Here is a 26,732-nt window from a genome sequence, read left to right on the forward strand (position 1 = left end):
CGCCCGTCGGGTGACATAGCGCAACAGAGCAATAATTAGCGTAGCCTATTATCCAGCAGGCCTAATCTTGATAAGGGATTTTTTCGTTGAGGAATCGTGCGCTGCGGGCGGCTAGCTCGCACATCGTGCATCAATTCTGCGTCGTCGCCAGATACGAAAAGACGCTGAGCAGGCGGATTGGCGCCGCCATGTTGTCGCTGTCGAAGGCCACGGTGAGCGCGTCCTGGCGCTCCACGCCGGGCACCAGGCTGAACAGATCCGCCAATACCGGTTTGGCCGCCATCAGCGTCAGCCGGTAAGGCGGCATGAAGCGGCGCTCCACCGGCAGCTTCCCGCCCTGGCGCACCTGCTGCATTGCCCGTTCGCGGATCTCGGCGCGCGCCCGCTGCGGGCTGAGCGATTCGGCGGCGGTTTGCGAGATCGCACGCTTGACGCAGGCATAGCCGACGTGCGGGTAACGTTCCGCTACCCAGCGTTGCAGCTCGTCGTCGCCGCTCACCAGCCACAGCGGCACGTTCAACTCGGCCGCCGCCGCCGCGTACAGATCGCTTTCGCCCACCGCTTCGCCGTTCAGGCTGACGCGGTAAAAGGCCCGGCCGTTGATGGTATGCGCCAGCACGCCATGCTCGCCGGCGGCGCTGTGGTAGCCGATGAACATCAGGCCGTCGTAACGTTGGTGTTGCAGCCCTTCCACCATCGACAGCCCACGCGGTTTACCCTGCACCAGGCGCGCGCGCCCATCGAGGCGATCGGCGCGCAGATTCTGCATCATGGCGTGGCTGTCGGCCACCGTCACCGCGGTGGCCCCGCCGGCGAAAGCGCCGTCGATGGCCGCGTTGACCTCCTGCTCCATCAGCTCGCGCGCCGCCGCATAGTCGGCATGGGCCGGGTTGCATTGCTCCGGCCGCATTACGCCGGCGATACCTTCGATATCCGCAGAGATAAAGACTTTCACGTCACGCTCCCGTTATTTAATTTTCCGCCAGCCGATCGAGCAGCGGCCCCAGCGCCATGCGATCGTGCCGCTGGAAACCGCTGACGCCCTCGGCGCTCAGCAACGCATCCAACACCGCGTATTCGGTAGCGTCCGCCGCCGCCGCAAACAGCGGCTCCAGCCGTTCGTCCGGCAGTGTCGCCCCCAGCAACCGGGTGGAAAACGCCAGCGCGATATCGCCTGAGCCGTGCCCCCAATGGCTGCCCACTCGCCCCAGGCCCGCGCCCGCTCGGCGGGCGATGCGGTTCAGCTGGCGGCTGTCCAGCGCCCGATCGCAGGCGATGATGATAATGACCGAACCGGCGTCCACCTGCGGCGGCGGATCTGCCAGCAGCCTGCCCAGCGCCTGGCCAACGCGCACGCCGCTCAGCGTCAACGAGTCGAGGGTGCCGAAGTTGGCCAGCACCAGCACGCCGAGCGTGGTGCCAAGCCCCGGGCAATAGCGCGAGGCGGTGCCGATGCCGCCTTTCAGGCCGAAGCTGCTCATGCCGCGCCCGGCGCCGACGCTGCCGCGCGCAAAGCGGGTGGAATGGTTATCCAGCGCGCTGAAGACGTGCTCCTCGCGCACCGCCATCGCCTGAATATCGTTGAGGTAGCCGTCGTTGCACTCCAGCACCAGCGGGTTGATGGTGGCGCTGCCGCGGCCGATTTGCGGGTAGCGCAGACAGCTGCGCCGCACCATGGCATTGAACAGCGTGCCGACGGCGAAAGTGTTGCTCAGCAGGATCGGCGTTTGCAGCACCCCCAGCTCGTTCAGCTGCACCAGCCCCAGCGGTTTGGCGAAGCCGTTGAGCACCGCGCTGCCGCACGGCAACGGCTGGTTGAACAGATCGCCCGGCGGCACGATGGCGGTAACGCCGGTCTGGCATTCGCCGTCGGCCAAGGTGTGATGCCCGACGCTGACGCCCGGCACGTCGCACAGGGTGTCGGTCGGGCCAGCCGGATAGCGCGCGCCCGGTAGGCGGCGATGGCGCCGCCAATAGCTCAGCAGATTGTCGAGGCTTTGTTGTTCAAACGCCTGGCTGTCCGTCATGGTTCCCTCATCCGCCGTTAGCCCATCAGAAAACCAGAATATCGCGCAATGTAAGCGCCCAGTAAATTGAAAACCGGAGCGGGCAGAAAAAATAGCCTTTCCCCATCGCCGTTCAGACCAACTCGCCGGCATGTGGGGGACCATTTTGGCGGCCCGCAGGCCTGAGCATATTGGGTTTTTAGGGGGCAAAACAGGGTTAACGGCCGGTGCCGCGGGTGATATCCCCCCTTATCCAAAATGGATGACCCGATCTGCCGACGCAATGGTCGTTTCACGGTGGGCAATGATCACCTTCGTGATATTGAGTCTCTTGATGGCCTGATTCACCACAGCTTCGCTCTCCTTATCCAGCGCACTGGTGGCCTCATCCAGGAACAAAATCGCCGGCTTCTTGTAAATCGCCCGGGCAATGAACAGGCGTTGCTTCTGCCCGCCGGACAAACCTTCCCCCAACTCGCCGATCGGGGTTTCATACCCCATCGGCATACGCATGAGCACGTCGTGCAGATAGCTGGCACGGGCACAGGCTTCCATCCAGGCGTCGTCCACCTCGTCCGCGAACCCGCAGATATTTTCCCGGATCGAGCCGGAGAACAGTTTGTCGTCCTGCATCACACAGGCGATCATCTTGTGGTAGTTGTTGATGCCAAGCTGCCGGATATCGACGCCGTTCACCTCAACCCGCCCTGAGTCCGGGGGAAACAACCCGCACAGCACCTTCATCAGCGTGGTCTTGCCGGCGCCCGACGGGCCCACGATGGCCACGCTCTCGCCCGGCGCAACACTGATGTCCAAGGCATCAAAGACCGCCGGTGACTGGCTGTCGTAACGATAGCTCAGGGCATGGGTCGCCAATCCCAAAGGTTGCAGGCCCGCCGCGTAAGGAAGGTCCGGTTTACGGTTTTCTCGTGGGTGCAAGGCGATATCGGCGATGCGCTCGTTATGCAGACTCATCATACGCAGCTGCAACAGAAATTCCGTCAGCGACCCGATGCGGTCGGAAAACTGCCCGCGAAAGGCGCCGAACGCCACAAACATGCCGAGTGTCATCTGGTTATCGATCACCAGGCTGGCTCCCAGCCAAAGAATAACGACCTGATCGCAGGCGGCAATGAAGGTGTTGATCCCGCCAAACAGCATGTCCATGCGGGTGACCCGGATACCGGTATTGATGGTGTCGATTTCAAGGTTGAGCCAATGGGCAATGCGACGTTCCGCCATGCCCTGCATCTTGACGGTGGCGATACCGTACAGCGTCTCCATAAAATACGAGCCGGCGCGGGCCTCCCTGACCAGCGCTTCTTCGGACAGTTGGCGATAATAACCGTAGGTCAGCAGCCGCATCAGCACGTAGAGCGCGGTGAATGCAATCACCACCCAGGTCAACCAGCCGCCATACAGCACCATCATCACCAGCACGCCGATCACCATGATGCCGTCCATGATGGCGCCGACAATGCTCGTGGTGAAGGTGCTGCGCAGCGTATCCAGCGAGCCGAAGCGTGACTGAATGTCACCCAGTTTGCGTCGTTCAAAGTAGCCCAACGGCAGGCGCAACAGGTGGGTAAACAGACCGGATTGCCACTGCACGTTGATGAGCGTCGACATGACCAGTCCGGCCCAGGCGCGCACCATGCCGACAGCTGCCCGTAACAGGATGAACAGCATCAGACCAACGCAGATGAGCGTCAGTAACCCGCGATCCCCGGCGGGAATAGCATGATCCATCACCAGTTGCGTGCCGATGGGCATCACCAGGTTGATGGTTTCGAACACCAGAGACAGGCAAAAGATTTTGCCGAGCGCCCCCTTAAGACCGTGTACGCTGCCAATCAGCGTGCGCAGGTGAATACGGTGGCGGACGCTGTCGGCGGTGAAGGCGCTGCCGGGCCAGGCCTCAAGCGCCACGCCGGTGAAACTGTGCGACAGTTCCGTCAGGCTGACGGCCCGGCGCCCGCGCGCCGGATCATGCAGCACCGCGCGGTGACCTTTGATACTGACCAGCACCACGAAATGGTTGAACTCCCAGTGCAAAATACAGGGGAGTTTCAGCGCGCTGAGCTCGTCAATATCAAGTGATAGAGGGCGAGTGGCCAGCCCCAGCTGTTCGGCTATACCGGTTAACCCGGTCAGCGTGGCGCCGCGGGTCGACAGGCTGAACTGCCGGCGCAGCGCGATCAGGTCGACGTTTTTACCGTAGTAACCGCAGATCATCGCCAGGCAGGCCAGCCCGCATTCTGACGACTCGGTCTGGTGCACCATCGGAACTCGGTGGCGCAGCCGCAGGTCCAGCTGGCTGATCCGCTGTTTGAATGTGGGCTTACTCATTGACCGGCCCCGTCGCGCTGTGTTTCATGTCGTAGAACGGTGACAACATCCACTGATAAATCTTCCTTTTTTCCAGAAACAGGGTGCTTTGCGCTTTCATGCCGTTTTCCAGGGTCAGACGTTTACCGTCATAGGCGATGGATTGTTTTTCCGGAATGACGATCGTCTTGTAGTACGGCACGGCGGCGGTCAGCGCCGCTTTGGGCGCCCCCTGGTAGGTCAGCATTTCCTGCGGTGAGGCCGGGGCTTTGGAGATGACGGCTACCGTAGCGGCAAACTGGCCGAATTTCTCCGCCGGAAAGGCGTCATAACGCACATTGACTTTGTCACCGGCGGCGATGTAGGGGATGGCGTCGTTGGGCACCCATAGCACCAGGGCGTAGTGAGCGATATTGTGGGGGATCACTTGCAGAAGACTGTCACCGACGTTGACCATCTGGCCAACCGTGACGCTCAGCGAATCGATGCGGCCGTCGGCCAGCGCGCGAACGATGATCGCCCCGCCGGCATCAATGTTGAGCCGCTCCTTCTGCAGCTCGTGGCGCTGCAGCTCCATCTGGTAAATCTGGTTGTCGAAGTTGGCGGCCTGGATATGGATCTGGCTTTCCAGCGCGGTGATCTGCAGCGCATTCTGTTCGTTCTGGCCGGACAGGCCCAGCAGGTTGTTCTGCTGCTGGTAATACAGCGCCACCTGGTTGGTGAGCTGATCCTTAGTGATCAATCCCTTGGTTTGATAGTGCCGGTAATTCTCCATATTTTCCTTCATGATGCGTATCCCTTCCTGGGCGCGTTTGAGGATGTCGGTTGAACGGGTGAATGCAGCGGTGTATTGCGCCTTCTGCTGTTCCAGCATGGTAAGCGTGGCCTGCTTGCTGCTTTCCAGCCGGCTGATGATTTGCGCAATGTGCGCCAGCTGGCCGTCGATATCCCGCTGCTGGTTATCGCTGACTACACCGCTGCGGGTGCTTTTGCTGACGTCAATCTGGTAAATGGGCGCGCCGGCGGCGATCACCTGCCCTTCGGTGACGAATTGTTTGACCACCCCCCCCTGGACGGCGGAATAGACGTTGGCGGCCCGGGGATAGGTGCTGATTTCGCCGGTCACGTTGACCCGCCGGGTATAGGTGCCGGCGATTGCGAAGGTGAGAAAAGCAATGAGAAAAAACAGGCAGAGCCCTGCCGTGAGCCAAAAGGGAATACCGGGTAGCAGGATGGCCCGACCACGCCATTTCATTTTCTGATTATCGATCGCTTCCTGGCGAAACATGATCAGCGTCCCTTATTGAAAGCTAATATTCAAATTCACAGGCTATTGCATTGGTAATCAAACAAGCGGAACGTCAGTTAATCTGCATTACAAACCATCCCTTTTTATTTGCGCCACGTGGAATAGGCGCCATCAGGGGTATCTATGGTGTGTTGAAACAATGCAATTCCAAAATCAGGATTTTGCATATATTCCGCAATGCTGGAGGGCTCTATCAGACACCCAATATTAAAGGCCTTATAAGCCAACCCCAATAAAACCTCGACAATTAAACCCGGCCCCGTTAAGACCGAGGTAACGCAATAGTTTCTTGTTGTTAACTCGCTCCTCCATGGTAAGATCCTGGTCAGATAACACCTTGACCCATCATCAATATAACAGTCAAATATGCAATTATTTCTTTCTAAAAAGCGGTATCTTTTTTTCATTACTCTAAGAATGATCCTTACCGCCTTGGATTTTTGGTGAGAGGATATGAAGTTATTAAAATAAACACCTTTAAATCTTCTGAGTGATCCTAGCGCCAATAAATTTTTATGAACGTATGTCTCACCCAATGGCAATATCATATCCAGAGAAAAATCAGCGAGATCCAGTTCGATAAGCCTTTTGATTTCTTCAAATCCAACAGCATCTAGCCCTAACTCATTTTCATCGCAGCCGATCACGGCTTCAGGCAGCCCCCCTTCTGAATTTATCTTTTTTAAAAAACATACGGTTTTAAACAATAGAAAGGAGTCACTCTCGACAATGCCCTCTTTTCTTATATATTCATTTAATTTATGATATATATTGTCAATGTATGGGAGCGTATCAACATCTATATAAGTACCGCCATACTGATAGATAATTAAAAGCCTGGCAATGTCACTTGCACTGGCAATGTTATGTCTTAGTATAATCTCATAGTAATAATATTTCATAAAATCATCGAAATCATTGCAAAAAAGCTCCGTTATAGACCTTTTTATAAAACCTCTGTTGCCAAACCATGCGTCTTCAATCGCTTTTGGCGGCCTCTGATAAGGGATTTCATGCTTGGTTAAGAATTCAATAACGAGCTCATCAAAAGAAAAACCTGCCTTTATTTTTGGATATATATATTTGAAGGCTTGATTTTTTATTTTTAATTCAGCCTTAACTTTATTTTTAATTTTTTTGACGCTGACGAAATCGCGTATGGCATTGTTTAGCAAATGGCACAGTGAAGAGTCTTGGTCATACCAAAAGAATATCTGCTTATCTTTGTTTGTTTTTTTCCATATGTCGATATAATGCGTATTTACTTCATTTAAGTCACCAATCCATACAAAATGCAGGATATTTGGAACGGATGACCTTTCTACCTTTGATAAATCAATACCCAATGCCTGATGGCTCATTTAAATCACCACGAAAACTATAGTATGGAAAACTTGAATGATTCAATGCTGGATTATGGCTTAGCTAAAAAAAATAGACGATCGCCATCACAATAACACAAATAGAACAGAGCAATAAATCACCGGAAAAATTTTTCAATGAATCCAAATAGTCATTGCTGTTCTTATTTAATTTGTTAATGGCATCGCTTTCGTTATCAGCCTCTACTTCGACATGATGCTTTCTGAAGCCCTTCAGCTTCATATCCTTAATGATTTCGCGTGTAACCACGTCCTTTCTTAGCACTCTTGATTCATCACTCTTTATAAAAACAACATATCTATTCATCATATACCCCATAAAAGCACAGAATTTTACTTCTGTGCTGGGATTGCATCAGTTAATTAGCGTTTGGTTCCGAATTCTCTGGCTTCTCTCGGCCCAGTGCCATTGCCGCCATACCCATTTCTTGCAGAACCGCCATTCCCCCAGAAACCACTGGCGCCGGAACCACTGCCATACGGGCTATTTTTTGACAGGAATGACTGAAGCCCGCGGTCACCGCCGTTATTTCCGCCGCGACTTGAAGAACCGGAGCCTCCGTTATCAGACGATCTTTTTCCACTCCCATCTCGATCCTGCCATCCACCCGACACCGCATCGAGTTGGCTGCTTAAAATTTCCTTCATCAATATTCTCCTATGGATTCACTGGGGTTACCCTGTTTAAAACGGGTTGTAGTTGCAAAAGTAAAATACACTAATAACAATCCATAACTACTCTGTATTTCATAAACAAACCAATAAGCAAAGTGTATTTTAAATATCGAAAACCATCATATTAGAATAAAACCCAGAATAATATACCGAACCTGATTACACGTAGATGCTATCGATTCAATTAATTGAACGCCAAATAATCTCAACGCCCAAGATGAATAAGCCAATAAAGAAAAGGCGACGAAAAATCAGCGGGCTGCTGTGACGACGCGCGATCCCGCCCAGCCACATGCCGGCCAACGCCGGCAGCAGCGCCAACAGCGAAACGCCGAGCAGCGCGCCGGGCAGCGCCTGATGCCAGGCTAATCCGGCGGCCAGCGCCAGCGTCGAGACGGTGAACGACAGCCCCAGCGCCTGCACCAGATCGTCACGCGCCAGGCCCAATGCGTTCAGATAGGGCACCGCCGGTATGACGAACACGCCGGTGGCGCCGGTCAGCACGCCGGTCAACAGGCCGCACAGCGGCCCCAGCCAAGGCTCCGCCGCAGCGGAAACGCGCCAGTCGAAACGGGTAAAACCCAACAGCGCATAGCCGGTCAGGCAAATGCCCAGCGCCAGCGGCGCCAGGCGGCCGTCGATGGCGGTGAGCGTGCCGGCGCTCAGCAAGGTGCCCAGCGTGACGCACAGCATCATCGGCCAGAGCCGACGGCACAGCGCCCCCAACCGCGGCCCGCACAGCAGTTGCCACAGGTTGGTGATCAATGAGGGCAACAGCAGCAGCGCGGCGGCCTGCCCCGGCGGCATCATCAGGCTGAGCAGCCCCATCGACACCGTCGGTAATCCCAAACCGATCGCCCCTTTGACCGTGCCGGCCAGCGTAAAAATGCCCGTCAGGGCGACAATTTCGAGTAACGTCAGCGACATGCGTCTATCCTTATGGCGAATCAACGGCCCGATTGTGGCCGGCGCCGCACCGCGGCACAATGCGGCAATGGCAGAGCCTGCCTGCGGCAAAGACAGAGGAAGAACGCATGCATTTTGACTTTATCGATCTGCGGCTGTTGGCGGCGGTGCTCGAGACCGGCAGCATCACCGCCGGCGCCGAGCGCGTCGGGCTGTCGCTGGCCGCCGCCAGCGCACGCATGCGCGGGCTGGAGCAACAGGCTGGCGTGGCGCTGCTGACGCGCAATCCGCGCGGCGTCCAGGCGACGCCCGCCGGTGAACGCCTGTTGCAACACGCGCGCGTGCTGCTGCAGCAGCGCGACCGGCTGCGCGGCGACATGGCCGAGTTCGCACCGGGCCAGCGCAGCCAGCTGCGCATCGTCGCCAATACCGTCGCCGCCGACGCTTTTCTGCCGGAACTGCTGGCCGATTTTCTGGTGCTGCACCCGTACACCGACATCGCGCTGGAGGAGCTGCCCAGCCCAGCCATCGCGCAGGCGATCGCCGAACGGGCGGCGGATATCGGCATCGTGGCGGATCATGCCGATCTGCGCGGGCTGGCAAGCTACCCCTTCCGGCAGGATCGTCTGGTGCTGGCGCTGCCGCCGGGGCATGCGCTCAGCGGCCGCCGCCAGCTCAGCTTTGCGGACGCCCTGCCTTTCGACTTTATCGGCCTGCCGGAACAGAGCGCGCTGCAACAGCATTTGGAGCAGTTGGCGATACGCAGCGGCGGCCCGATGCGGCTGCGGGCGCGCGCCGCCAATTTCGACGCCATCTGCCGCATGGTGCTGCGCGGCGCCGGGCTGGCGGTGGTGCCGGAAGAGAGCGCCCGGCGGCTGCCCGAGATCCTGCGCAACGCCCTGCCGCTGACGGACGACTGGGCGATCCGCCGTCTGTCGATCGTGGTGCGCGAACGGGCGCAGCTGCCATTGCCGGCGCAGCGGCTGGTGGCATTTCTGCGCCAGGAGGAGGACGGTATTACAGGTGCTCGTTGAACCAGGCGATCTGACGGCCGATGATGCCGGCGAAATGCGGGCCGGTGTACATGTCGTAGTGCTTCGCATTCTGCTCGACGTGCAGCGCCTTTTTCGCGCTGCCTACCGCCTCATACAGCGCGATGCCCTGCTCCGGCGGGTTGACGGTATCGTTGCCCGCCACCACCACCAGCACCGGGCATGTGACGCGCGCCGCATTGTCGCGCGGCTGATAGCGCAGCGTTTCGCGCACGGTCAGGAACGGGATCTTGATGTCCATCGCCGGGTAGCGCGCCTTGTTCTCCTCGAAGAACGCTTTCGACTCGTCATCGCTCAACACCCGGGTGACGGCGACAAACATCTCTTTGCCGGTGGCCTGTTTCTTCTCCGCCATTTTGTCCAGCGTGGCGATGAACGCCTGTTTTTCGTCGGCGGCCATTTTCCCCGTCACGATGGTTTCCCCGTCGGCGAAGGCCAGCTGGCTAACGATGCACTTGATGGCCGGATCGGCCGCGGCAGCGCCGAACACGTGGCAACCGCCAAACGATGTGCCCCACAGGCCGATGCGCTCACTGTCGATCTGCGGCTGCGTTTGCACCCAACGGCTAACCGCCAGAATGTCCTCAATCTGCAGCGCCGGCACCAGCCGCCCGCGTTCACCCTCGCTGGCGCCGAAGCCGCGATAGTCAAACGTCACCGCCGCAAAACCGGCGTTGACGAAGGCCTCGGCAAAGGCCGGCAGCAACAGCTCCTGAATGCCGCAGAAGCCGTGACACAGAATAATCGCCGGAACCTTGGCCTGATTCTCAGGTAAACGAACTGTTACGGCCAGGCCGCTTTCCATTTTATGCGTGGTTAATGCCATGTTAACTTCCTGTTTTTTATAGGTAAGGTAAAAATCAGGCTAACATTAATCACCAAATGAGCGCCGCCAGTCAATAACCCAATGTAACAATTTACAATGTTAATGATTCCCCGGCTCCGCGCGCAGCCGCGCCACCTGCGCCTCCACGTCGCGCCAGGCCGGTTTGTCGCCGGCATAGCGTTGACGCAGATAATTCACCAGCGCCGTCACCTGCCGATCGGAAAAGCTGTCCTTAAAGCCCGGCATAAAGCCCAATTCGGCGGTAGCCGGTTTGGGGATCCCTTGCAGGATTACCTTGATCAGGTTATCGGGGCGATCGCTGAAGATATTGGTGTTATTGGCCAGATCGGGACTGACGCCGAACAGCTGCGGCCCGCCGGCGGCGGCGCTGTGGCAGGCCTGGCAAGCGCCCTGAAATAACCGCTCGCCGGCCAGTTGCCCTGCCGCCGGCAAGGCGCGGGCCGCCAACTGCGCCTGCGGTTCCACATTCAGCGTCGCCTTGGTGCTCAGCGACATCACATAGTTGGCCATCGCCCGCAGATCGCTCTGCGGCAACGTCGCCAGTTCGCTGACCACCGGCCCCATCGGCCCGGCCGCCACGCCGTGCTCGGCGGAATGCCCGCTGCGGAAGTACTGAAACAGCTGTTCCTCGGTCCAGGGCTTGTCCGCATTGGCCAATTGATTCAGCGCCGGCGCTTCCCACCCGTCCACCATTCCCCCCGCCAGGAAAGCCGCGCCGCCCTTTTCCGCCCCCAGCAGATTGCGCGGCGAATGGCAGGCGGCGCAGTGGCCGAGTCCGTTGACCAGATAGGCGCCGCGGTTCCACTGCGCGCTTTGTTGCGGATCGGGTTGAAATTCCCCCTGGCGCAGGAACAGCGCGTTCCAGCCGGCCATCAGCGGCCGCAGGTTAAACGGGAAGCGCATCTGATTGGCCGGATTGCTCTGGCGCACCGCCGGTTGCGACATCAGATAAGCGTACAGCGCCTGCATGTCGCCGTCGGTCATTTTGCTGAAGGCGGTGTAAGGAAATGCCGGATACAGATGGCGGCCGTCGCGGGCGATGCCCTGCCGCATCGCCCGATCGAACGCGGTAAACGACCAGTTGCCGATGCCGGTTACCACGTCCGGGGTAATGTTGGTGCTGTAGAGCGTGCCGAACGGCGTCGCCATCGCCAGCCCGCCGGCGTTGGTCGCCCCTTCCGACGCGGTATGGCAAACCGCGCAGTCTCCGGCGGCGGCCAACTGGCGGCCGCGCTCCAGCGTGGCCGCCGACCAGGTGCCGGCGCCGGGCGTCGCCACCGGCGCGATCTCCGCCCGCCACGGCAAGGCGCTGCCGGCGATGCCCAGCACCGCGCCGAACAGCCCCGCCGCACCGCCGAACCACCATTTGCCGCGCTTCTTTTTCTTGGGCGGGGCGGCCTGCCGCTCGGCGTCCGGCCCGTTCAGCGCCTCGCGCAGTTTATCCGAGGTGATCGGCAGCTCGCGAAAACGAATGCCGGTGGCGTCGAATACCGCGTTGGCGATGGCCGCCGCGCTGGGCACCGACGCCGACTCCCCGGCGCCCAGCGGCGGATCGTAAGGGCGCGGCATCATCACCACGTCCACTTCCGGCACCTCCGGGAAGGTCAGGATCGGGTAAGCTCCCCATTCTTTGGCGGAGACCGTCGATTCCTCAAAGGTCACGCGCTCTTTCAATACCCGGCTGGTCGATTGCAATACGTTGCCGTGAATTTGGTGGCGCACGCCGTCCGGGTTGACCATCATGCCCGCGTCGTGGCCGACCACGATGCGCGTCACCGCCACTTCGCCGCTGGCTTTGTCGATCGCCACGTCGGCCACCCAGGCGGCCCAGGCCGCGCCAAAGCCGGGAAACTTGCTGTGGATGTAACGGGCGTAGGCAAAGCCGCGCCCGCGCAGCACGCCGTCTTCCGCCGGGGTCTGCATCGGTTCGGTATGCGGCGTCCAGCCGGCGCGTTCTGCCGTGCTGCGCATCAGCTCACTGGCGCGTTCGTCATCGATATAGCGCAGCCGATATTCCAGCGGATCGACACCGGCGGCGTGGGCCAGCTCATCGATATAAGATTCGTGGGCGAAGGTGTTCGGCAAGGCGGAAACACCGCGCATCCAGGAGGCGCGCACGATCGGCGCCATGTCCTCGATGCTGACGCGCAGCGCCGGATATTCATAAGGCGGCACCGAGGTACGGTCGCCCATTTCATAGGCCACCGGCAGCGGTTCAACCCGGCCGGTCAGCAGCAGCGCCAGCGTCGGCGCGCCGTTGGAAGGATAATAGGTGCGAAAATCGTAGGCGACCGGATGTCCGGCGGCGTCCAGCCCGCCGTCCACCTCCATCAGCTGCGCGGTGCCCTTTGGTTCCCACACATGCTCTTGCTCGCGGGTCAGCTGCACCCGCACCGGCCTGCCCACCGCGCGCGACAGCAGCGCCGCGTCGGCGCAGACGTCATCGGCGCAATTGCGGCCATAGCAACCGGCCGCCTCCATGCGAACGATCTCGATCTGCGCTTCCGGGTATTCCAGCAGCCAAGCCAGATCGGCGCGCAGCAGGTGCGGGTTCTGGCTGCCCGACCAGACCTGCAGGCGCTCCGGCCGGTAGTCCGCCAGCGCGCAGGAAGGGCCAATCGAGGCATGCAGCTGATACGGCCACAGGTAGCTGCGGGTGAAACGCCTGTCGGCGGCCGCCAGCGCCGCGTCCACATCGCCGGTATCGTGCACCACCCGGGTCGAGTGCGGGTTGTCGCGCAGCGCCTGCGCCACGTCGGTCATCTGCGGCAAATTGCGCCGCCAGTCTTTCCAACTGACCTGCAGCGCCTGCGCCGCCTTGATCGCCTGCTCTTCGCGCTCGGCGACAATGCCGATGAAATCGCCGATCACCACCAGTTTGACGATGCCGGGAATATGCGCGATCGAGGTTTCGTCCACCGCCAGCAGGCTGGTGCCGACGAATTCGCCGCTGTCGTACCCGGCATAGGGCGGCCGCACCACCCGGCCGTGCAGCATGTTCGGCAGGCGCATATCGTGTACGTAGGTGGTTTCGCCGGTCGCCTTGGCCGGAATATCGACGCGCGCGGCGCTGGTGCCCACCAGGCGATACTCCGCCTGCGGTTTGAGCGGCGCGTCGCCGGAAATCGACAGCTCGACATGACCGCCGGCCACCAGCTCGGCGTAGCTCAGCGCCTGCCCCTGCGGGCTGCGGATCACGCCCTCCTCCAGCGTCAGCTGTTCCACCGGCGCATCGAAGCGCTGCGCCGCCTGGCGCAACAGCCAACGGCGCGCTTCGGCGGCGGCGTTGCGCAGCGGCACGGCGGAGATCTGCAGCGTGGCGCTGGCGATGGTGGCGCCCTGATTCGGCGCGCGCTCGGTATCGCCCAACACCATTTGCACCTGATCCATGCGCAGGTACAGCTCTTCGGCGACGATCTGGCCGAGCGCGGTGCGCACGCCGGTGCCGAGATCGACATGGCCGTTAAAGGCATAGATTTCGCCGCTGTCGCACAGGGCGATAAACAGCCCCTGCTCCCTGGGCTTCAGCACCGGCGCTTGCCCTTTGGGCACCGGCCCCGAAGGCGGTTGCACGCTGTCGACGATCAGCAGCACGCCGTCGCGCTGCAGCAATTCGGCCTGGCTCGGCGATGAGGGACGGGAATCAGTCATAAGCGTGGGCGCCCTCATCGCGGCAGAGAATGATGGCGCGCTGAACCGCACGCAGGATTTCGAGATGGGTGCCGCAGCGGCACAGGTTGCCGGACAGCGCCTGACGGATCTCCGCCTCGCTCGGGGCGGGATTGCGATCCAACAGGGCTTTGGTGGTCATGATCATGCCGTTGAGGCAGTAGCCGCATTGCGCCGCCTGCTCTTCGATAAAGGCGCGCTGCACCGGATGCAGGCGCTGGCGATCGCCAAGGCCTTCCAGAGTCACGATCGCCCGGCCGGACACGCCGAGCGCCGGGATCACGCAGGAGCGCGCCGCCACGCCGTCGATCAACACGGTACAGGCGCCGCATTCGCCCAGGCCGCAGCCGTATTTCGGGCCGTTGAGCGCCAGATCGTTGCGCAGTACCAGCAAGAGCGGCGTATCCGCCATCACCTGCGCATGAAGCTGTTCGCCGTTCACCGACAGCATCAGCGGATGCTCCGTCAGCGTGGTTTTCGCGCCTTCCCTGGGCGACTGCACTTCAGATATCGCCATTGTTCGCGTCTCCGCCTGCACTTGATGGTCTTATGGGCTGGCCTCTCGCCACCGACCACCAGGCAACCGACGTTGCGCGGGCGAATCAGCCGGTGGGCGGATCTTCCAGCATTTTATTCAGCAGGAATATCAGCGCTATCCGTTCGGCCGGGTTGAGCGTGCCGAACGTCAGCTCTGTGATTTTCGCCGCCTGCGGCACCGTTTCCGTCAGCAGCACGGCGCCGGCGTCGGTCAGGCCGACCACCACCTTGCGCCGATCCACCGGATCCGGCGTCACCGTGATCAGATCGCGCGCCTTTAGCCGCTCGACGATGCCGCGTATGGTGGCCTGATCCACCGCCGTCACCTGCACCAGCTCGGTCAGCGAGCTCGGCCCCATATCGCGCACCGCGCACAGGGTGATGAACTGCACCGCCGTCAGCTGCGAATCGCCGACGTTTTGCTGAAAAATCGCCAGGTGGCGCTGATAAACCTTGCGCAGCAGGTGCCCGACTTGCTCGGTAAAATGATAATTTTCGGGTTGGCCGCTCACGGCTGACGGGTATTCGGGGGGCGTCATTGCGTTACTCTCACCATCTATGGAATTCACGAGAATAGTACAAACCCCCGCCGTTGGCAGCAACGATTAAGCCCGACGCGCGCGCGAGGCCTCCGGCGCCACCACTTCCCCATCCGCCACCACCGTTTGCCCGTCGAGGCGGATGTCGCAGCGGCGCAGCGCGATGTCCATATGGCAAGGCGTTTTGCGCGTGCCGCCCACTTCGGTATTCGGCCCGGTGGAGAACAGGAAGTTGCCGTAGAACGCGCGCGCGTCCATGCACATGCCGTCGTTCTTGTCGTGCAGGCCCATCGCCGTCCACTGGGCGCGCGGCTGCAGGCCCCAGCCGATATGCGAGATGCCGTACACCTCCGGATCGTCGAAGTATTTCATGTATTCGCGCAGGTATTCCGCCTCGAAGCCGCCGTGAATGCGGGTGACGAAGCCTTGTTCGATCTCCAGCGTGATGCGTTCGCGCGCGTAGCTTTTAAACGGCAGCAAGATATCGCCGACCTCCAGCACCAACACCCCTTCCGCCTGCTCCTCATTCGGCCAGGTGAACAGGAAACCGCTCGGCCAGTGATCCCAGCGCCCCGGTTCATCGGCATAGCCGTACTCGGTCACCGTCGGGTATTGCCCGAGCGGCGCGCGGAAATCGCTGCCGGCGGCGGAGGTCACCTGCATCAGCTTCGCCTGCTCCAGCACGGCGGCGGCGGCCAGCACCCGCGCCTTGTCCTCCGCGTTAGGCAACATGCGCGCCAGCACCTCCGGCGGCTCCACCGCCAGCAGGATGCGGGTGCCGGTTTTCAGGATCTGCTCCTGCTCCGGCGAATGCAGCAGCATCATGGTATCGACGATCAGGTCGGCGGCTTCCAGCGCACGCTGTGCCGCCAGGTTGCCGGTCAGCGCGGTATCGCCGCAATAGGCGGTCATGTCGTTGCCCATCGCCCGCGGATGGTTGAACGCCGGCAGCTCGACGGCATACACCTTGGCGCCCAGCCGCAGCGCCGCGTCGGTCGCGGCGCGCACCGTGCGCGCATCGGAATAATGGCTTTTCAAAATCGCCACGCTCTGCGAAGCATCGACCTTCGACAGCGTAAGCACCTGCTCGAACAGCTGTACCAACTGGGTTTCATTGACCGCCATGGCCTGTCTCCTGTCTCGTCAAGGATGTCCGACGCCCGCAAGGCGGCGGTGATTTTTCAAACAATTTAAAGCGAACACACTCATTTTTATCTAAGTCAAAAAATCAAAGGAAAGCAAGCTGCGAATATCCACCATAAGAAAGTCCTATTTCATCCCTTGTCAATTCTGTGATTAACATGAGTTTAACAGTAAAGCGCTGTCAATTAGCGTGAGCAAGATCTGATTTAACACTTTTGCAACTTTGCGTTATCTAGCGCATACACTATAAATCGATCGTCCAGCTATGCGTTGGACCTACGCTGAAAAAAGCCAACAGACAGGGGAAACATGATGAGCAAACAACCACGCATCGCCGTCGTCGGCGCCGGGCTGGGGGGCGCCGCCGCCGCCGGGCTGCTGCAAAAAGCCGGCTTTACCGTCGATCTGTATGAACAGAGCCCGGCGTTCTCGCGCCTCGGCGCCGGCATTCACATGGGGCCGAACGTACTGAAGATTTTCCGCCGGCTCGGCATTGAGCAGCGGCTGGAGCAGATGGCGTCTCATCCCGATTTCTGGTTCAGCCGCGATGCCGAGAGCGGCGACTACCTGTCGCGCATCGAACTGGGCGGCTTCGCCCGCCGGGAGTACGGCGCCGCCTATGTGACGGTGCACCGCGGCGATTTGCAGGCGTTGCAGCTTTCCGCGCTGCAGCCCGGCACCCTGCACTTCGGCAAATGCCTGAGCAAGATTGAAGATCGCGGTGACGAGGTGGTGCTGAACTTTGTCGACGGCACCTCGGCCCATGCCGACATCGTGATCGGCGCCGACGGCATCAATTCACGCATCCGCGAACATCTGCTGGGCGCCGAAGCGCCGACCTACAGCGGCTGGGTGGCCCACCGCGCGCTGATCCGCGGCGAGAAGCTGGCGAAATACAACCTGACGTTCGAAGACTGCGTGAAGTGGTGGTCAGCGGACCGCCATCTGATGGTCTACTACACCACCCAACGGCGCGACGAGTATTACTACGTCAGCGGCGTGCCGCACCCGGCCTGGGATTTCCAGGGCAGCTTCATCGACAGCAGCCGCGAAGAGATGTTCGAGACCTTCGCCGGCTACCACCCGATCGTGCAGGCGCTGATCGAATCCAGCGAACAGGTCACCAAATGGCCATTGCTGAACCGCAAACCGCTGCCGCTGTGGAGCGAGGGCCGCCTGGTGCTGCTCGGCGATGCCTGCCACCCGATGAAGCCGCATATGGCGCAGGGCGCGGCGATGGCGATCGAAGACGCCGCCATGCTGACCCGCTGCCTGCAGGAAACCGGCCTCGGCGACTACCGCACCGCCTTCCAGCTGTATGAAGCCAACCGCAAGGAACGCGCATCCAGGGTGCAGGCGGTGTCCAACGCCAACACCTTCCTGCGCACCCAGGAAGATCCGGCCTGGGTCTACGGCTATGACCTGTACGCGCAAGCGCTGAAATCGGAGAACGCCGCATGAGCACCTTCCTCTACGGCGCCCACGTTCACGCCAACGGCATTCGCCAACACTACCTGCGCTACGGCGGCCACGGCCCGGCGCTGATCCTGATCCCCGGCATCACCAGCCCGGCGATCACCTGGGGTTTCGTCGCCGAGCGGCTGGGGAAAAAATACGACGTCTACGTGCTCGACGTGCGCGGCCGCGGTCTGTCGTCCAGCGGCCCGGAACTGGCTTATGACGCGGAGACCTGCGCGCAGGACGTCAACGCCTTCGCCGCCGCGCTGAGCCTGGACAGTTACGCCCTGCTCGGCCATTCGATGGGCGCCCGCTTCGCCCTGCGCGCCACCGTTTTGCAGCCCGCCGGCGTGCGGCGGCTGGTGCTGGTCGATCCGCCGGTTTCCGGCCCCGGCCGCCGCGCCTATCCCGGCCAATGGCCGTGGTACGCCGACTCGATCCGGCAGTCGCTGCCGGGCATGAGCGCCGAGCAGATGCGCGCCTTCTGCCCGACCTGGAGCGAAGAGCAGCGCCGACTGCGCGCCGAGTGGCTGCACACCTGCTACGAGCCGGCGATCCAACGCGCCTACGACGATTTTCATCAGGTGGACAGCCACCGCGACTACCCGCTGCTGACCATGCCGACGCTGCTGATGGCCGCAGGCAAAGGCGGCGTCATTCAGCCCGAAGACCGGGCGGAGATCCGCGCGCTGCAGCCGGAGATCGCCATCGTCGAGGTCGAGAACGCCGGGCACATGATCCCGTGGGACGACTTCGACGGCTTCTTCCGCGCCCTGGGCGATTTTCTGGATTAACTGAGGAACACCGACATGAGCAACCACTACCGCATCGGCCAGATCGTGCCCAGCTCCAACACCACGATGGAAACCGAGATCCCGGCGATGCTGGGCGCGCGCCAGCTGATACGCCCGGAGCGCTTCACCTTTCACTCCAGCCGCATGCGCATGAAACACGTCAATAAAGAAGAGCTGGCGGCGATGGACGCCGAGTCCGATCGCTGCGCGCTGGAGCTGTCCGACGCGCGGGTCGACGTGCTCGGCTACGCCTGCCTGGTGGCCATCATGGCGATGGGGCTGGGCTACCACCGCGAATCGCAGGCCCGGCTGGCGCAGGTGACGAAAGACAATCAGGCCGCCGCGCCGGTTATCAGCAGCGCCGGCGCGCTGGTCAACGGCCTGAAGGTGATCGGCGCCAAACGCATCGCGCTGGTGGCGCCCTACATGAAACCGCTGACCCAGCTGGTGGTGGACTACATCCAGCACGAAGGCATTGAGGTCAAGGTGTGGCGCGCGCTGGAGATCCCGGACAACCTCGAAGTCGGCCGGCACGATCCGGCTAGGCTGCCGGGGATCGTCGCCGAGATGGATTTACGCGAGGTCGATGCTATCGTGCTGTCCGCCTGCGTGCAGATGCCTTCGCTGCCGGCGGTTCCGACGGTGGAGGCCCAAACCGGCAAGCCGGTGATCACCGCCGCCATCGCCACCACTTACGCGATGCTGACCGCGCTGGAGCTGGAACCGATCGTCCCCGGCGCCGGCGCCCTGCTGTCCGGCGCCTATTGAGGAGGCAGGATGAACGACACCCTCAGCGACAACTACCGCGGCGTCTGGGGCCAGCGCATCGGCTTCGGCCGGCGCCCGGCGCTGCTGGCGATCGACTTTATGCAGGCCTACACCACCGAAGGCGCGCCGCTGTTCGCGCCGGGCGTGGTGAGCGCGGTCGAGGAGAGCCGCGAGCTGCTGGCCTGCGCGCGCCGCACGGGAATTCCTGTCATCCACACCCACATCCGCTATCATGCAGGCCATTTTGCCGATGGCGGCCTGTGGGTGAAGAAAGCACCGGTGATGAAGGACATGGTGGCGGGCAACCCGCTGGCGGCGTTTTGTCCGCCGGTGGCGCCGCTGGCCGATGAGGTGGTGCTGAGCAAGCAATACGCCAGCGCCTTCTTCGGCACCGCGCTGGCGCCGCTGCTGGTGGCGCAAGGGATCGACACGCTGCTGATGATCGGCTGCTCCACCAGCGGCTGCATCCGCGCCAGCGCGGTGGACGCGGTGCAGCACGGCTTTCGCGCCATGGTGGTGCGCGAGTGCGTCGGCGATCGTCACCCCGGCCCGCACGAAGCCAACCTGTTCGATATCGACAGCAAATACGGCGACGTGGTGCACAAACGGGAGGCGCTCGACTACCTGAACCGGTTATGAGTCAAGGATTCACCTGCAACGACAATAACGAAGGCGCAAACAGCGCCTCACGCGACCGCCCGAAACAGGGCGGCGCCCCTGCAACGCAAACACAACAGGCGCCTCCTGCGGAGGCCAACACGCACCACCTGGAGACAACATCATGGCCATTGTCGACACCCCGCTGGCGGGGAAAGCGGACGCAGAATCGCTGCTGCTGTACCGCAAAATCACCTGGAAACTGATCCCGTTTCTTTGCCTGTGTTACCTGGCGGCCTACCTCGATCGCATCAACGTCGGGCTGGCCAAGCTGCAGATGGCCGACGCGCTGCAGCTGAGCGAAGCGGCCTTCGGCCTCGGCGCCGGGCTGTTCTTCGTCGGCTATATTCTGTTCGAGGTACCGAGCAACTTGATCCTGCAGCGCGTCGGCGCCAAGATGTGGATCGCCCGCATCATGATCACCTGGGGGCTGTTGTCCACCGCCACCATGTTCGTCACCACGCCGACCCAGTTCTACGTCATTCGTTTCCTGCTCGGCGTGGCGGAGGCCGGTTTCCTGCCCGGCGTGCTCTTTTACCTGACGCTGTGGTTCCCGACCTATCGCCGCGGCCGCATCATCGCGCTGTTCATGATCGGCCTGCCGCTGTCCAGCGTGATCGGCGGGCCGCTGTCCGGCTGGATCATGGGCCATTTCGACATGCTTCACGGGCTGCACGGCTGGCAATGGCTGTTTTTGCTGGAGGGCATTCCCAGCGTGCTGTTGGGCGTGCTGACCTTTTGGCTGTTGCCTAACACCTACCAGCAGGCCAAGTGGCTGACACCCGAGGAGAAACAGCGCATCGCCGACGATCTGGCGCGCGACGACGCCGAGGCCGATCACGGCAAGCACAGCTTCCGCGACGGCTTCTTCAACCTGAAAGTCTGGATGCTCGGCGGCATCGACTTCGCCATTCTGCTCAGCGCCTACGCCATGGGCTTTTGGATGCCGACCTTCATCAAAACCGCCGGCGTCACCGACATCACCACCATCGGCTACCTGACGGCGATCCCCAGCGTCGCCGCCCTGCTCGGCATGCTGCTGATCGGCAGCAGTTCCGACCGGCTGCGCGAACGGCGCTGGCATATCATCGTGCCGTTTATCGTCGGCGCGGTGGCGATGGCCGGCAGCACCTTCTTTACCCACAACGCGCTGGCCACGGTGCTGCTGTTCTCCATCGCCCAGGCGGCAATCATCGGCGCGGTGCCGGTGTTCTTCAGCCTGCCGGCCACCTTCCTGCGCGGCACGGCGGCGGCGACCGGCTTCGCGCTGGCCTGTTCGCTGGCCAACATCGCCGGGCTGGTGAGCAATTCGCTGATGGGGCTGGCGCTGGATCTGACCGGCAAGAGCGGCGGCGCGCTCTGGGCCTTCGCCGGCTGCCTGCTGCTCAGCTCGCTGCTGGTAGTGGCCCTGCCGGCCAAGGTGGTGAACCGCTGAATGTCGACCAAGCCAAAAAGACCAAGGGCGCATAACGCGCCCTTTTGTTTGCTTACCGGGAGTGGCCGAACTTACTCGTCCTCCAGCCCGCGGTTGATCAGCATCGGTTCGATGCTCGGCTCTTTGCCGCGCCAGTCGATGTACAGCTTCTCCAGATCCTGGCTGTTGCCGCGCGACAGGATCATGTCGCGGAAGCGCTGGCCGTTTTCGGCGGTCAGGCCGCCGTGTTCGGTGAACCACTGGAAGGCGTCGTCCGCCAGCATTTCCGTCCACAGATAGGCATAGTAGCCCGCGGCATAGCCGTTACCCCAGATGTGCTGGAAGTAGCTGGAGCGGTAGCGCGGCGGCACGTAGCTGAGATCGACCTTGTCTTTTTGCAGCGACTCGGCCTCGAACTTGTCCACGTCCTGCTGCGGCTGATCGGCGGTCAGCATGTGCCAGTGCATGTCCAGCAGCGCGGCGGACAGCAGCTCGGTCATGCTGTAGCCCTTGTTGAACTTGTCGGCCTTCTTGATCTTGTCGACCAGTTCCTGCGGCATCGCCTCGCCGGTCTGGTAGTGCTTGGCGAAGTGGCTGAACACTTTCGGATCGCTGACCCAGTGCTCGTTGAACTGCGACGGGAACTCGACGAAGTCGCGCGCGGTGTTGGTGCCCGACAGGCTCGGGTATTCCTGATCGGCAAACATGCCGTGCAGCGCATGGCCGAACTCGTGGAACATGGTGATTACGTCGTCATACGACAGCAGCGCCGGCTGGCCCGGCGCCGGTTTGGTGAAGTTGGCGACGTTGTAAATCACCGGCTTGGTGCCGTTGAGCTTCGACTGATCGACGAAGTTGCTCATCCAGGCGCCGCCGCCCTTGTTGTCGCGCTTGAAGTAGTCGGTGTAGAACAGCGCCAGCGACTTGCCGTCCTTGTCGAACACTTCGTACACCTTGACGTCCGGCTGATAGACCGGAATGTCCTTGCGCTCCTTGAAGCTGATGCCGTACAGCAGGTTGGCGGCGTAGAACACGCCGTTGTTCAGCACGTTGTTCAGCTCGAAGTAAGGCTTGATCTGCGACTCGTCCAGATCGTACTTGGCCTTGCGCACCTGTTCGGCGTAGAACTGCCAGTCCCAGGCCTGCACCTTGAAGTCGCCTTTCTGCTGGTCGATCACCGCCTGAATGTCTTTGGCTTCACGCTCGGCGCGCGCGGTGGCCGCCGGCACGATGTTGCGCATAAAGCTCAGCGCGGCATCCGGCGTCTTGGCCATCTGGTTTTGCAGTTTCCAGGCGGCGTAGTTCGGGTAGCCCAGCAGCTTGGCCTGCTCGGCGCGCACCTTGGCCAGACGGGAAATGGTCTGGCGGGTATCGTTGCCGTCGCCCTTCTCCGCACGAGTCCAGGAGGCGTCGAACAGCGCCTGGCGGGTGTCGCGATCTTTCAGGCTCTGCAGCAACGGCTGTTGCGTGGTGTTTTGCAGCACCAGCAGCCACTGTTTCTCCAGCTTGCGTTCGGCGGCCGCCTGGGCCGCCGCAGCCAGCTCGCCTTCCGACAGGCCGTCCAGCTTCGCCTGGTCGGTTATCGCCAGCGCACCGTTTTTGCTCGCCGCCAGCAGCTTGTTGGTGAACTGGGTGCTCAGCGTCGCCGCTTCCTGGTTCAGCGCCTTCAGCTTGGCCTTATCGGCGTCCGACAGGTTGGCGCCCGCCAGCTCGAAGTTCTTATAGGTCACTTCCACCAGCCGGCGCGACTCCGGATCCAGCTTCAGCGCATCGCGATCCTGATAGATGGCCTTGATGCGCGCGAACAGCTTGCCGTTGAGCATGATGTCGTCGTTCAGCGCCGCCAGCTTCGGCGAGGTTTCTTCATCCAGCTTTTGCAGCGCGTCGCTGGTGTTGGCCGAGGTCATGGCGCCGAACACGTTCATCACCCGCGTCAGCAACGAACCAGCCTGCTCCAGCGCCACGAAGGTATTTTTGAAGTTGGGCTTGGCCGGGTTGTTGGCGATCTTCTCCACCTCTTCCCGCTTTTGCTTGATGCCCGCTGCGATCGCCGGCGCGTAGTCGCTCTCCTTGATCAGGTTGAACGGCGGCGCCTGGAACGGCAGACGGCTTTGATAGAAGAACGGATTTTGAGTCTTTTGCTTGTCGTGCTGATTGGCTTCACCGGTCACGTTAGCCTCCTTCGCCTGGCCGCTGGGCAGTGCGCTATGGTCGGCGTGAGGTTGGGTTTCTGCTGCCTGTGCCTGCGAGCCCAGCGCCATGCCGATCGCCAGCACCAATGTGGATAAACGCATCAAATCGAAACTCCTCCATGTTCACGGAATAAGGTCTCGGGGTATCGCTCCCTCTGAGTCACCTCCTAGCTTAGGTGCAGTTGGCAGTTTGAGCAAAAACAAGTGATTAGAAGTTAGCCGCCTCGCCGGCCGCTGCCAGAAGCTCCAGTGACATCTTTGTTTTTTATCATCAATATATAGTCACATAATGTAATTAGTTTATAGGAAATTAATTCAATGCCATTGATAAATAAAGAAGAATCATAAAATACCCTGTTGACTTATCAGGTTACTCAATGTAACTTGATGTAAATTTTGATTAATGGAGCTAATCAAATTGCAGCTTATAACGGAAATAGTTCTTATTGTCATTTTCATCCTCATTATCAGTGCAACTTATAAAAACGCGAAGAAAAAAGGCTTGCGCACGTACCATATCGTCATGCTGTTCTTGATATTCCCCCTTGCCGTATTTTTAGACTACTGCCGGCAGCGCCAAGCGATCCTTTTGGATACGGCCGCCCTTAAAATCACGGCAATGTATGGTTTGTCGATGGCAGTTATTTTTTCGCTTGTGTTATCTATTACCTCTCGCAAGAAGGAGCTTAAATGAGAGCCTTAACGGAAGTTGAGTTGTCATGTATTAACGGTTCTGACGGCAATGATTCTTATAATCCGACTTCACTTATTGTCGGCAGCCTGAGCACAATAGCGAAATTGCCCACCCCCGTATCATTAGCCGTGGGCGTGGGCACGGAAATCGCTATTCAGGCCGCACCGCACATGCCGGTTAACGTTGCTATTCCACAGGTTCCCATGGGCCCAACATGGAATGGCAGTGGCGGTGGTCGCCCTTCACCGTCGTCGTCACTTTCAACACCGGATTCTTCAAATTAAAAAAACGTGGACCTTATTATCCCTTGAAAAATAAGGCCGATATTTAACTTGCCCTGCGCCCATAAAAATAACGATTAAAAAAATGAAAAACCTCGCCATGCTTCACGAAAGCTTGATTCCTTTTGTCGCAAAAAAGACAGGTTCTCAATTACTCTGGCACAACGAATTAAGCCCTGCCGAGCAGGACGAACTGAAAAATGAGGCCAGCTATCTCATCGAAGAAAATAATCGTCATGCTATTTTTGATGACGGCACGCCGCTCTTAAACGATGAAAAAGTCTTTTTCGCCGAACGTTATGGCGGCGGGGCTATTTCGCGCAACGGCGGTGGCGCACGCTGTGGCTTTGATGGGCTATGGCAGGTTAAAGGCATCGGAGCCAATGCGTTAGTCGGTCAAGGGGCAAAGCATGTCGATGGCGAGTTGACAATGACCGGCGCAGTATTGGAGGCATTGTGGGGAAACGTCATGGCCAAACTGCTGCCTTACGGCGCCGTGCCCAATAAGGCGATCTTGCTGACCGACAACCCCATCGCCACCCTCTCTCCTGCATCGGCGGGAGATGTCCATAACCGCAAGGCGTTGCTGGTGCGCGAACCCGTCGTGCGCCCTGCACATTTTTGCCGCGCGCCCTACTATCATCCTCATGATGCGATGCAAAGGCAGCCTTCGGATATTGAGCGAACCGAAAAGCTCATTGTCGCCGCACCGTCCTTTCTGCCTCGTCCCTCTGAGTTTGACGCTGTGCGCTGGTTGGCATTGCCGCAGGAAGAACGAGCATTCTACGGGCTCTGCGAGCTTGCCCGGCGCCTTGCGACGCAGATAGCTTACTGCCGTACCCGCCATTTGGTGATGATGACCTCACCCTCCAATTGTGATATGGCCGGCAGGCTGCTGGACTTTCATGGTGTTCGCAGCGTTTTTCCCGCAGAACGTCGAGATCCCGGCCGCAGCTACATTCAGCACAACAAACTCAACGAAGACGCCCCTTTGTTGCTGAGAGGCATGCAAGATCTCGCATTTTATTTAGCCAAGCATCAATTTGGCCCGGCATTTCTCGCGGCAGCGCACCAAGGCATCGGCGCGGCCTTTAGTATGGCCTACAAGCGAGCCTGCCTGCTGGATAATCTCGGTATGGCGGGTTTTGCCCCTGCATTTTTACAACGCCTGCCTCTCACCGCCGAATGGTTCGCCTTAGGCGAACGCTTGCAAAAAATGTTCGATTTGGCTCCCGGCGTCTTTAGCCGTCGACAAGGTCTGGGCCAGGGGAATGCTCATCCGGCGATTGCCCTGTTGCATCGGCTCATCGACTCGCCCGTAAGGGTTTCCGCCGAACAACAGGGTACGACAGCAGAGGAGAAATTTTCTCTGGCATTCCAGCGGTTATACGCGAAGTACCTTCAGGAAACATCAGCGGATCAAACCGCCGCCGGATTACAACAGGCGATGAAGCAGACCGTCACCCGAAGGTTGGGCTCCCGCGCGTTCATGCGCCGTGAAGTGATTTTTAAAGAAATTGCCGGCTGGCGCGGTGAAGTCAGCGAGATCAGCGAACAGTTGCAAACCTATCTGGATCGTTTCGAGCGCCAGGCGATCAACGTATTACAATAATAACGCTGAGGATATTTCGTGAGTTTTATCAAAGAAAACCAGCAGGGTAAAAGTAAGTTCAGTCAATACGAGAGCCTGGGCTTCGCCGTTAACTGTATGCTGATGAATAAAAATTACAGTTTGTACCATATAAAAACGTTGCAGCTATGGACTCAGGAAGCGATTAATCAAAACCAATTCAAAATATTATTCGACCATTTGGATAATCCGTTAGGATATATAACCTGGGCCTACCTGAGAGATGAGACGCTGGGTCGATTTATTAACGATCCGCAGTTTCTTCTCCATACCTCAGAATGGGATGAGGGCGGCACGCTGTGTATTTTAGATTTTTGCTGCAAGCCAGGCAGCGCGCATTTATGTTTGGAACACCTTAAAACAGTTCACCCAATCGCAGAACGTCGCACGGTTGTATGGCGTTCCCGCCGAACGGGCAAACTGATGACGGTAAAAAAATAAAGAAAAATAA

The 26,732-nt window shown here is 59.9% G+C and carries 24 protein-coding genes; 10 read left to right on the forward strand and 14 right to left on the reverse strand.

From position 1 onward, the window contains the following. Positions 1–130: 130 nt before the first annotated feature. From ACSBQQ_RS06650 to ACSBQQ_RS06685, 8 genes are all read right to left on the reverse strand, one after another. Entirely contained in the window at positions 131–955 is an 825-nt protein-coding gene (locus ACSBQQ_RS06650) for a M55 family metallopeptidase (protein WP_033648255.1), read from the reverse strand. 16 nt (positions 956–971) lie between these two features. Then, complete coding sequence (locus tag ACSBQQ_RS06655) at positions 972–2,027, reverse strand: P1 family peptidase (RefSeq protein ID WP_033648254.1); 1,056 nt, start codon at positions 2,025–2,027, stop codon at positions 972–974. 228 nt (positions 2,028–2,255) lie between these two features. Further along, a complete protein-coding gene (locus ACSBQQ_RS06660) occupies positions 2,256–4,355 on the reverse strand; it encodes a peptidase domain-containing ABC transporter (protein ID WP_060428132.1) in 2,100 nt (699 codons plus the stop codon). Then, on the reverse strand, positions 4,348–5,622 hold the full coding sequence (locus tag ACSBQQ_RS06665) for an HlyD family secretion protein (protein WP_060428135.1): 1,275 nt from the start codon (positions 5,620–5,622) through the stop codon (positions 4,348–4,350). Before ACSBQQ_RS06665 ends, ACSBQQ_RS06660 begins: the two co-directional genes overlap by 8 nt. Before the next feature lie 104 nt (positions 5,623–5,726). Continuing rightward, on the reverse strand, positions 5,727–7,004 hold the full coding sequence (locus ACSBQQ_RS06670) for a TcdA/TcdB catalytic glycosyltransferase domain-containing protein (RefSeq protein ID WP_060428138.1): 1,278 nt from the start codon (positions 7,002–7,004) through the stop codon (positions 5,727–5,729). Positions 7,005–7,068: 64 nt separating this feature from the next. Further along, positions 7,069–7,332 carry a hypothetical protein gene (locus ACSBQQ_RS06675; RefSeq protein ID WP_060418766.1) on the reverse strand — a complete coding sequence of 88 codons (264 nt, stop codon included), beginning with the start codon at positions 7,330–7,332 and terminating at the stop codon, positions 7,069–7,071. 56 nt (positions 7,333–7,388) lie between these two features. After that, positions 7,389–7,673 carry a hypothetical protein gene (locus ACSBQQ_RS06680; protein ID WP_154611270.1) on the reverse strand — a complete coding sequence of 95 codons (285 nt, stop codon included), beginning with the start codon at positions 7,671–7,673 and terminating at the stop codon, positions 7,389–7,391. A 207-nt stretch (positions 7,674–7,880) separates the two neighbouring features. Beyond that, positions 7,881–8,627, reverse strand: coding sequence for a sulfite exporter TauE/SafE family protein (locus ACSBQQ_RS06685; RefSeq protein WP_033655282.1), 747 nt, complete (start codon positions 8,625–8,627; stop codon positions 7,881–7,883). Positions 8,628–8,734: 107 nt separating this feature from the next. Between ACSBQQ_RS06685 and ACSBQQ_RS06690 the strand changes: the two genes are divergently transcribed. After that, a complete protein-coding gene (locus ACSBQQ_RS06690) occupies positions 8,735–9,640 on the forward strand; it encodes a LysR substrate-binding domain-containing protein (RefSeq protein ID WP_039566275.1) in 906 nt (301 codons plus the stop codon). On the opposite strand, the gene uilS is transcribed toward ACSBQQ_RS06690, so the two are convergent. From uilS to ACSBQQ_RS06715, 5 genes are all read right to left on the reverse strand, one after another. Beyond that, positions 9,624–10,484 carry a UilS family quorum-quenching N-acyl-homoserine lactonase gene (uilS, locus tag ACSBQQ_RS06695; protein WP_060418542.1) on the reverse strand — a complete coding sequence of 287 codons (861 nt, stop codon included), beginning with the start codon at positions 10,482–10,484 and terminating at the stop codon, positions 9,624–9,626. The two genes, ACSBQQ_RS06690 and uilS, sit on opposite strands and share 17 nt — an antisense overlap. Positions 10,485–10,583: 99 nt before the next feature. Beyond that, positions 10,584–14,156 (reverse strand): molybdopterin cofactor-binding domain-containing protein, encoded by a 3,573-nt coding sequence (locus ACSBQQ_RS06700; RefSeq protein ID WP_060428139.1) that lies wholly within the window; start codon positions 14,154–14,156, stop codon positions 10,584–10,586. Next, entirely contained in the window at positions 14,149–14,691 is a 543-nt protein-coding gene (locus tag ACSBQQ_RS06705; RefSeq protein WP_033634452.1) for a (2Fe-2S)-binding protein, read from the reverse strand. Before ACSBQQ_RS06705 ends, ACSBQQ_RS06700 begins: the two co-directional genes overlap by 8 nt. A gap of 85 nt (positions 14,692–14,776) precedes the next feature. After that, the gene (locus ACSBQQ_RS06710; protein ID WP_033634451.1) at positions 14,777–15,250 is read right to left on the reverse strand and encodes a MarR family winged helix-turn-helix transcriptional regulator; all 474 of its coding nucleotides are present in this window, start codon (positions 15,248–15,250) and stop codon (positions 14,777–14,779) included. A gap of 66 nt (positions 15,251–15,316) precedes the next feature. Next, on the reverse strand, positions 15,317–16,375 hold the full coding sequence (locus ACSBQQ_RS06715; RefSeq protein ID WP_060428141.1) for a 2,5-dihydroxypyridine 5,6-dioxygenase: 1,059 nt from the start codon (positions 16,373–16,375) through the stop codon (positions 15,317–15,319). A gap of 327 nt (positions 16,376–16,702) precedes the next feature. On the opposite strand from ACSBQQ_RS06715, the gene ACSBQQ_RS06720 reads away from it, so the two are divergent. The 5 genes from ACSBQQ_RS06720 (at position 16,703) to ACSBQQ_RS06740 (ending at position 21,505) form a co-directional block, all read left to right on the forward strand. Beyond that, positions 16,703–17,854, forward strand: coding sequence for an FAD-dependent monooxygenase (locus ACSBQQ_RS06720; protein ID WP_033634450.1), 1,152 nt, complete (start codon positions 16,703–16,705; stop codon positions 17,852–17,854). Next, positions 17,851–18,645, forward strand: a complete 795-nt coding sequence (locus ACSBQQ_RS06725) for an alpha/beta fold hydrolase (RefSeq protein ID WP_060428143.1) — start codon at positions 17,851–17,853, stop codon at positions 18,643–18,645. Before ACSBQQ_RS06720 ends, ACSBQQ_RS06725 begins: the two co-directional genes overlap by 4 nt. Positions 18,646–18,660: 15 nt before the next feature. Next, the gene (locus tag ACSBQQ_RS06730; protein WP_015377793.1) at positions 18,661–19,413 is read left to right on the forward strand and encodes a maleate cis-trans isomerase family protein; all 753 of its coding nucleotides are present in this window, start codon (positions 18,661–18,663) and stop codon (positions 19,411–19,413) included. Between the two features lie 9 nt (positions 19,414–19,422). Then, positions 19,423–20,052: an N-carbamoylsarcosine amidohydrolase gene (locus ACSBQQ_RS06735; protein ID WP_033634448.1), complete on the forward strand. Its 630-nt coding sequence runs from the start codon at positions 19,423–19,425 to the stop codon at positions 20,050–20,052. Positions 20,053–20,194: 142 nt separating this feature from the next. Continuing rightward, on the forward strand, positions 20,195–21,505 hold the full coding sequence (locus ACSBQQ_RS06740; RefSeq protein ID WP_060428146.1) for an MFS transporter: 1,311 nt from the start codon (positions 20,195–20,197) through the stop codon (positions 21,503–21,505). Positions 21,506–21,576: 71 nt separating this feature from the next. On the opposite strand, the gene dcp is transcribed toward ACSBQQ_RS06740, so the two are convergent. Then, complete coding sequence (gene dcp / locus ACSBQQ_RS06745) at positions 21,577–23,778, reverse strand: peptidyl-dipeptidase Dcp (RefSeq protein WP_060428148.1); 2,202 nt, start codon at positions 23,776–23,778, stop codon at positions 21,577–21,579. A 301-nt stretch (positions 23,779–24,079) separates the two neighbouring features. Here dcp and ACSBQQ_RS06750 point away from each other — a divergent pair, with 301 nt between their 5' ends. The 4 genes from ACSBQQ_RS06750 to ACSBQQ_RS06765 all read left to right on the forward strand — a co-directional run bounded on the left by ACSBQQ_RS06750 (position 24,080) and on the right by ACSBQQ_RS06765 (position 26,722). Further along, positions 24,080–24,370: a hypothetical protein gene (locus ACSBQQ_RS06750; RefSeq protein ID WP_049211873.1), complete on the forward strand. Its 291-nt coding sequence runs from the start codon at positions 24,080–24,082 to the stop codon at positions 24,368–24,370. Next, positions 24,367–24,654: a hypothetical protein gene (locus ACSBQQ_RS06755; RefSeq protein ID WP_125460888.1), complete on the forward strand. Its 288-nt coding sequence runs from the start codon at positions 24,367–24,369 to the stop codon at positions 24,652–24,654. Before ACSBQQ_RS06750 ends, ACSBQQ_RS06755 begins: the two co-directional genes overlap by 4 nt. Before the next feature lie 82 nt (positions 24,655–24,736). Then, positions 24,737–26,263 carry an MchC protein gene (locus ACSBQQ_RS06760; protein ID WP_140367554.1) on the forward strand — a complete coding sequence of 509 codons (1,527 nt, stop codon included), beginning with the start codon at positions 24,737–24,739 and terminating at the stop codon, positions 26,261–26,263. An 18-nt stretch (positions 26,264–26,281) separates the two neighbouring features. Further along, entirely contained in the window at positions 26,282–26,722 is a 441-nt protein-coding gene (locus ACSBQQ_RS06765) for a toxin-activating lysine-acyltransferase (RefSeq protein ID WP_033634445.1), read from the forward strand. The last annotated feature ends 10 nt before the right edge of the window (positions 26,723–26,732 follow it).

This window comes from Serratia sp. G204Y, from assembly GCF_051172435.1.
GTDB classification, from domain to species: Bacteria; Pseudomonadota; Gammaproteobacteria; order Enterobacterales; family Enterobacteriaceae; genus Serratia; species Serratia sarumanii.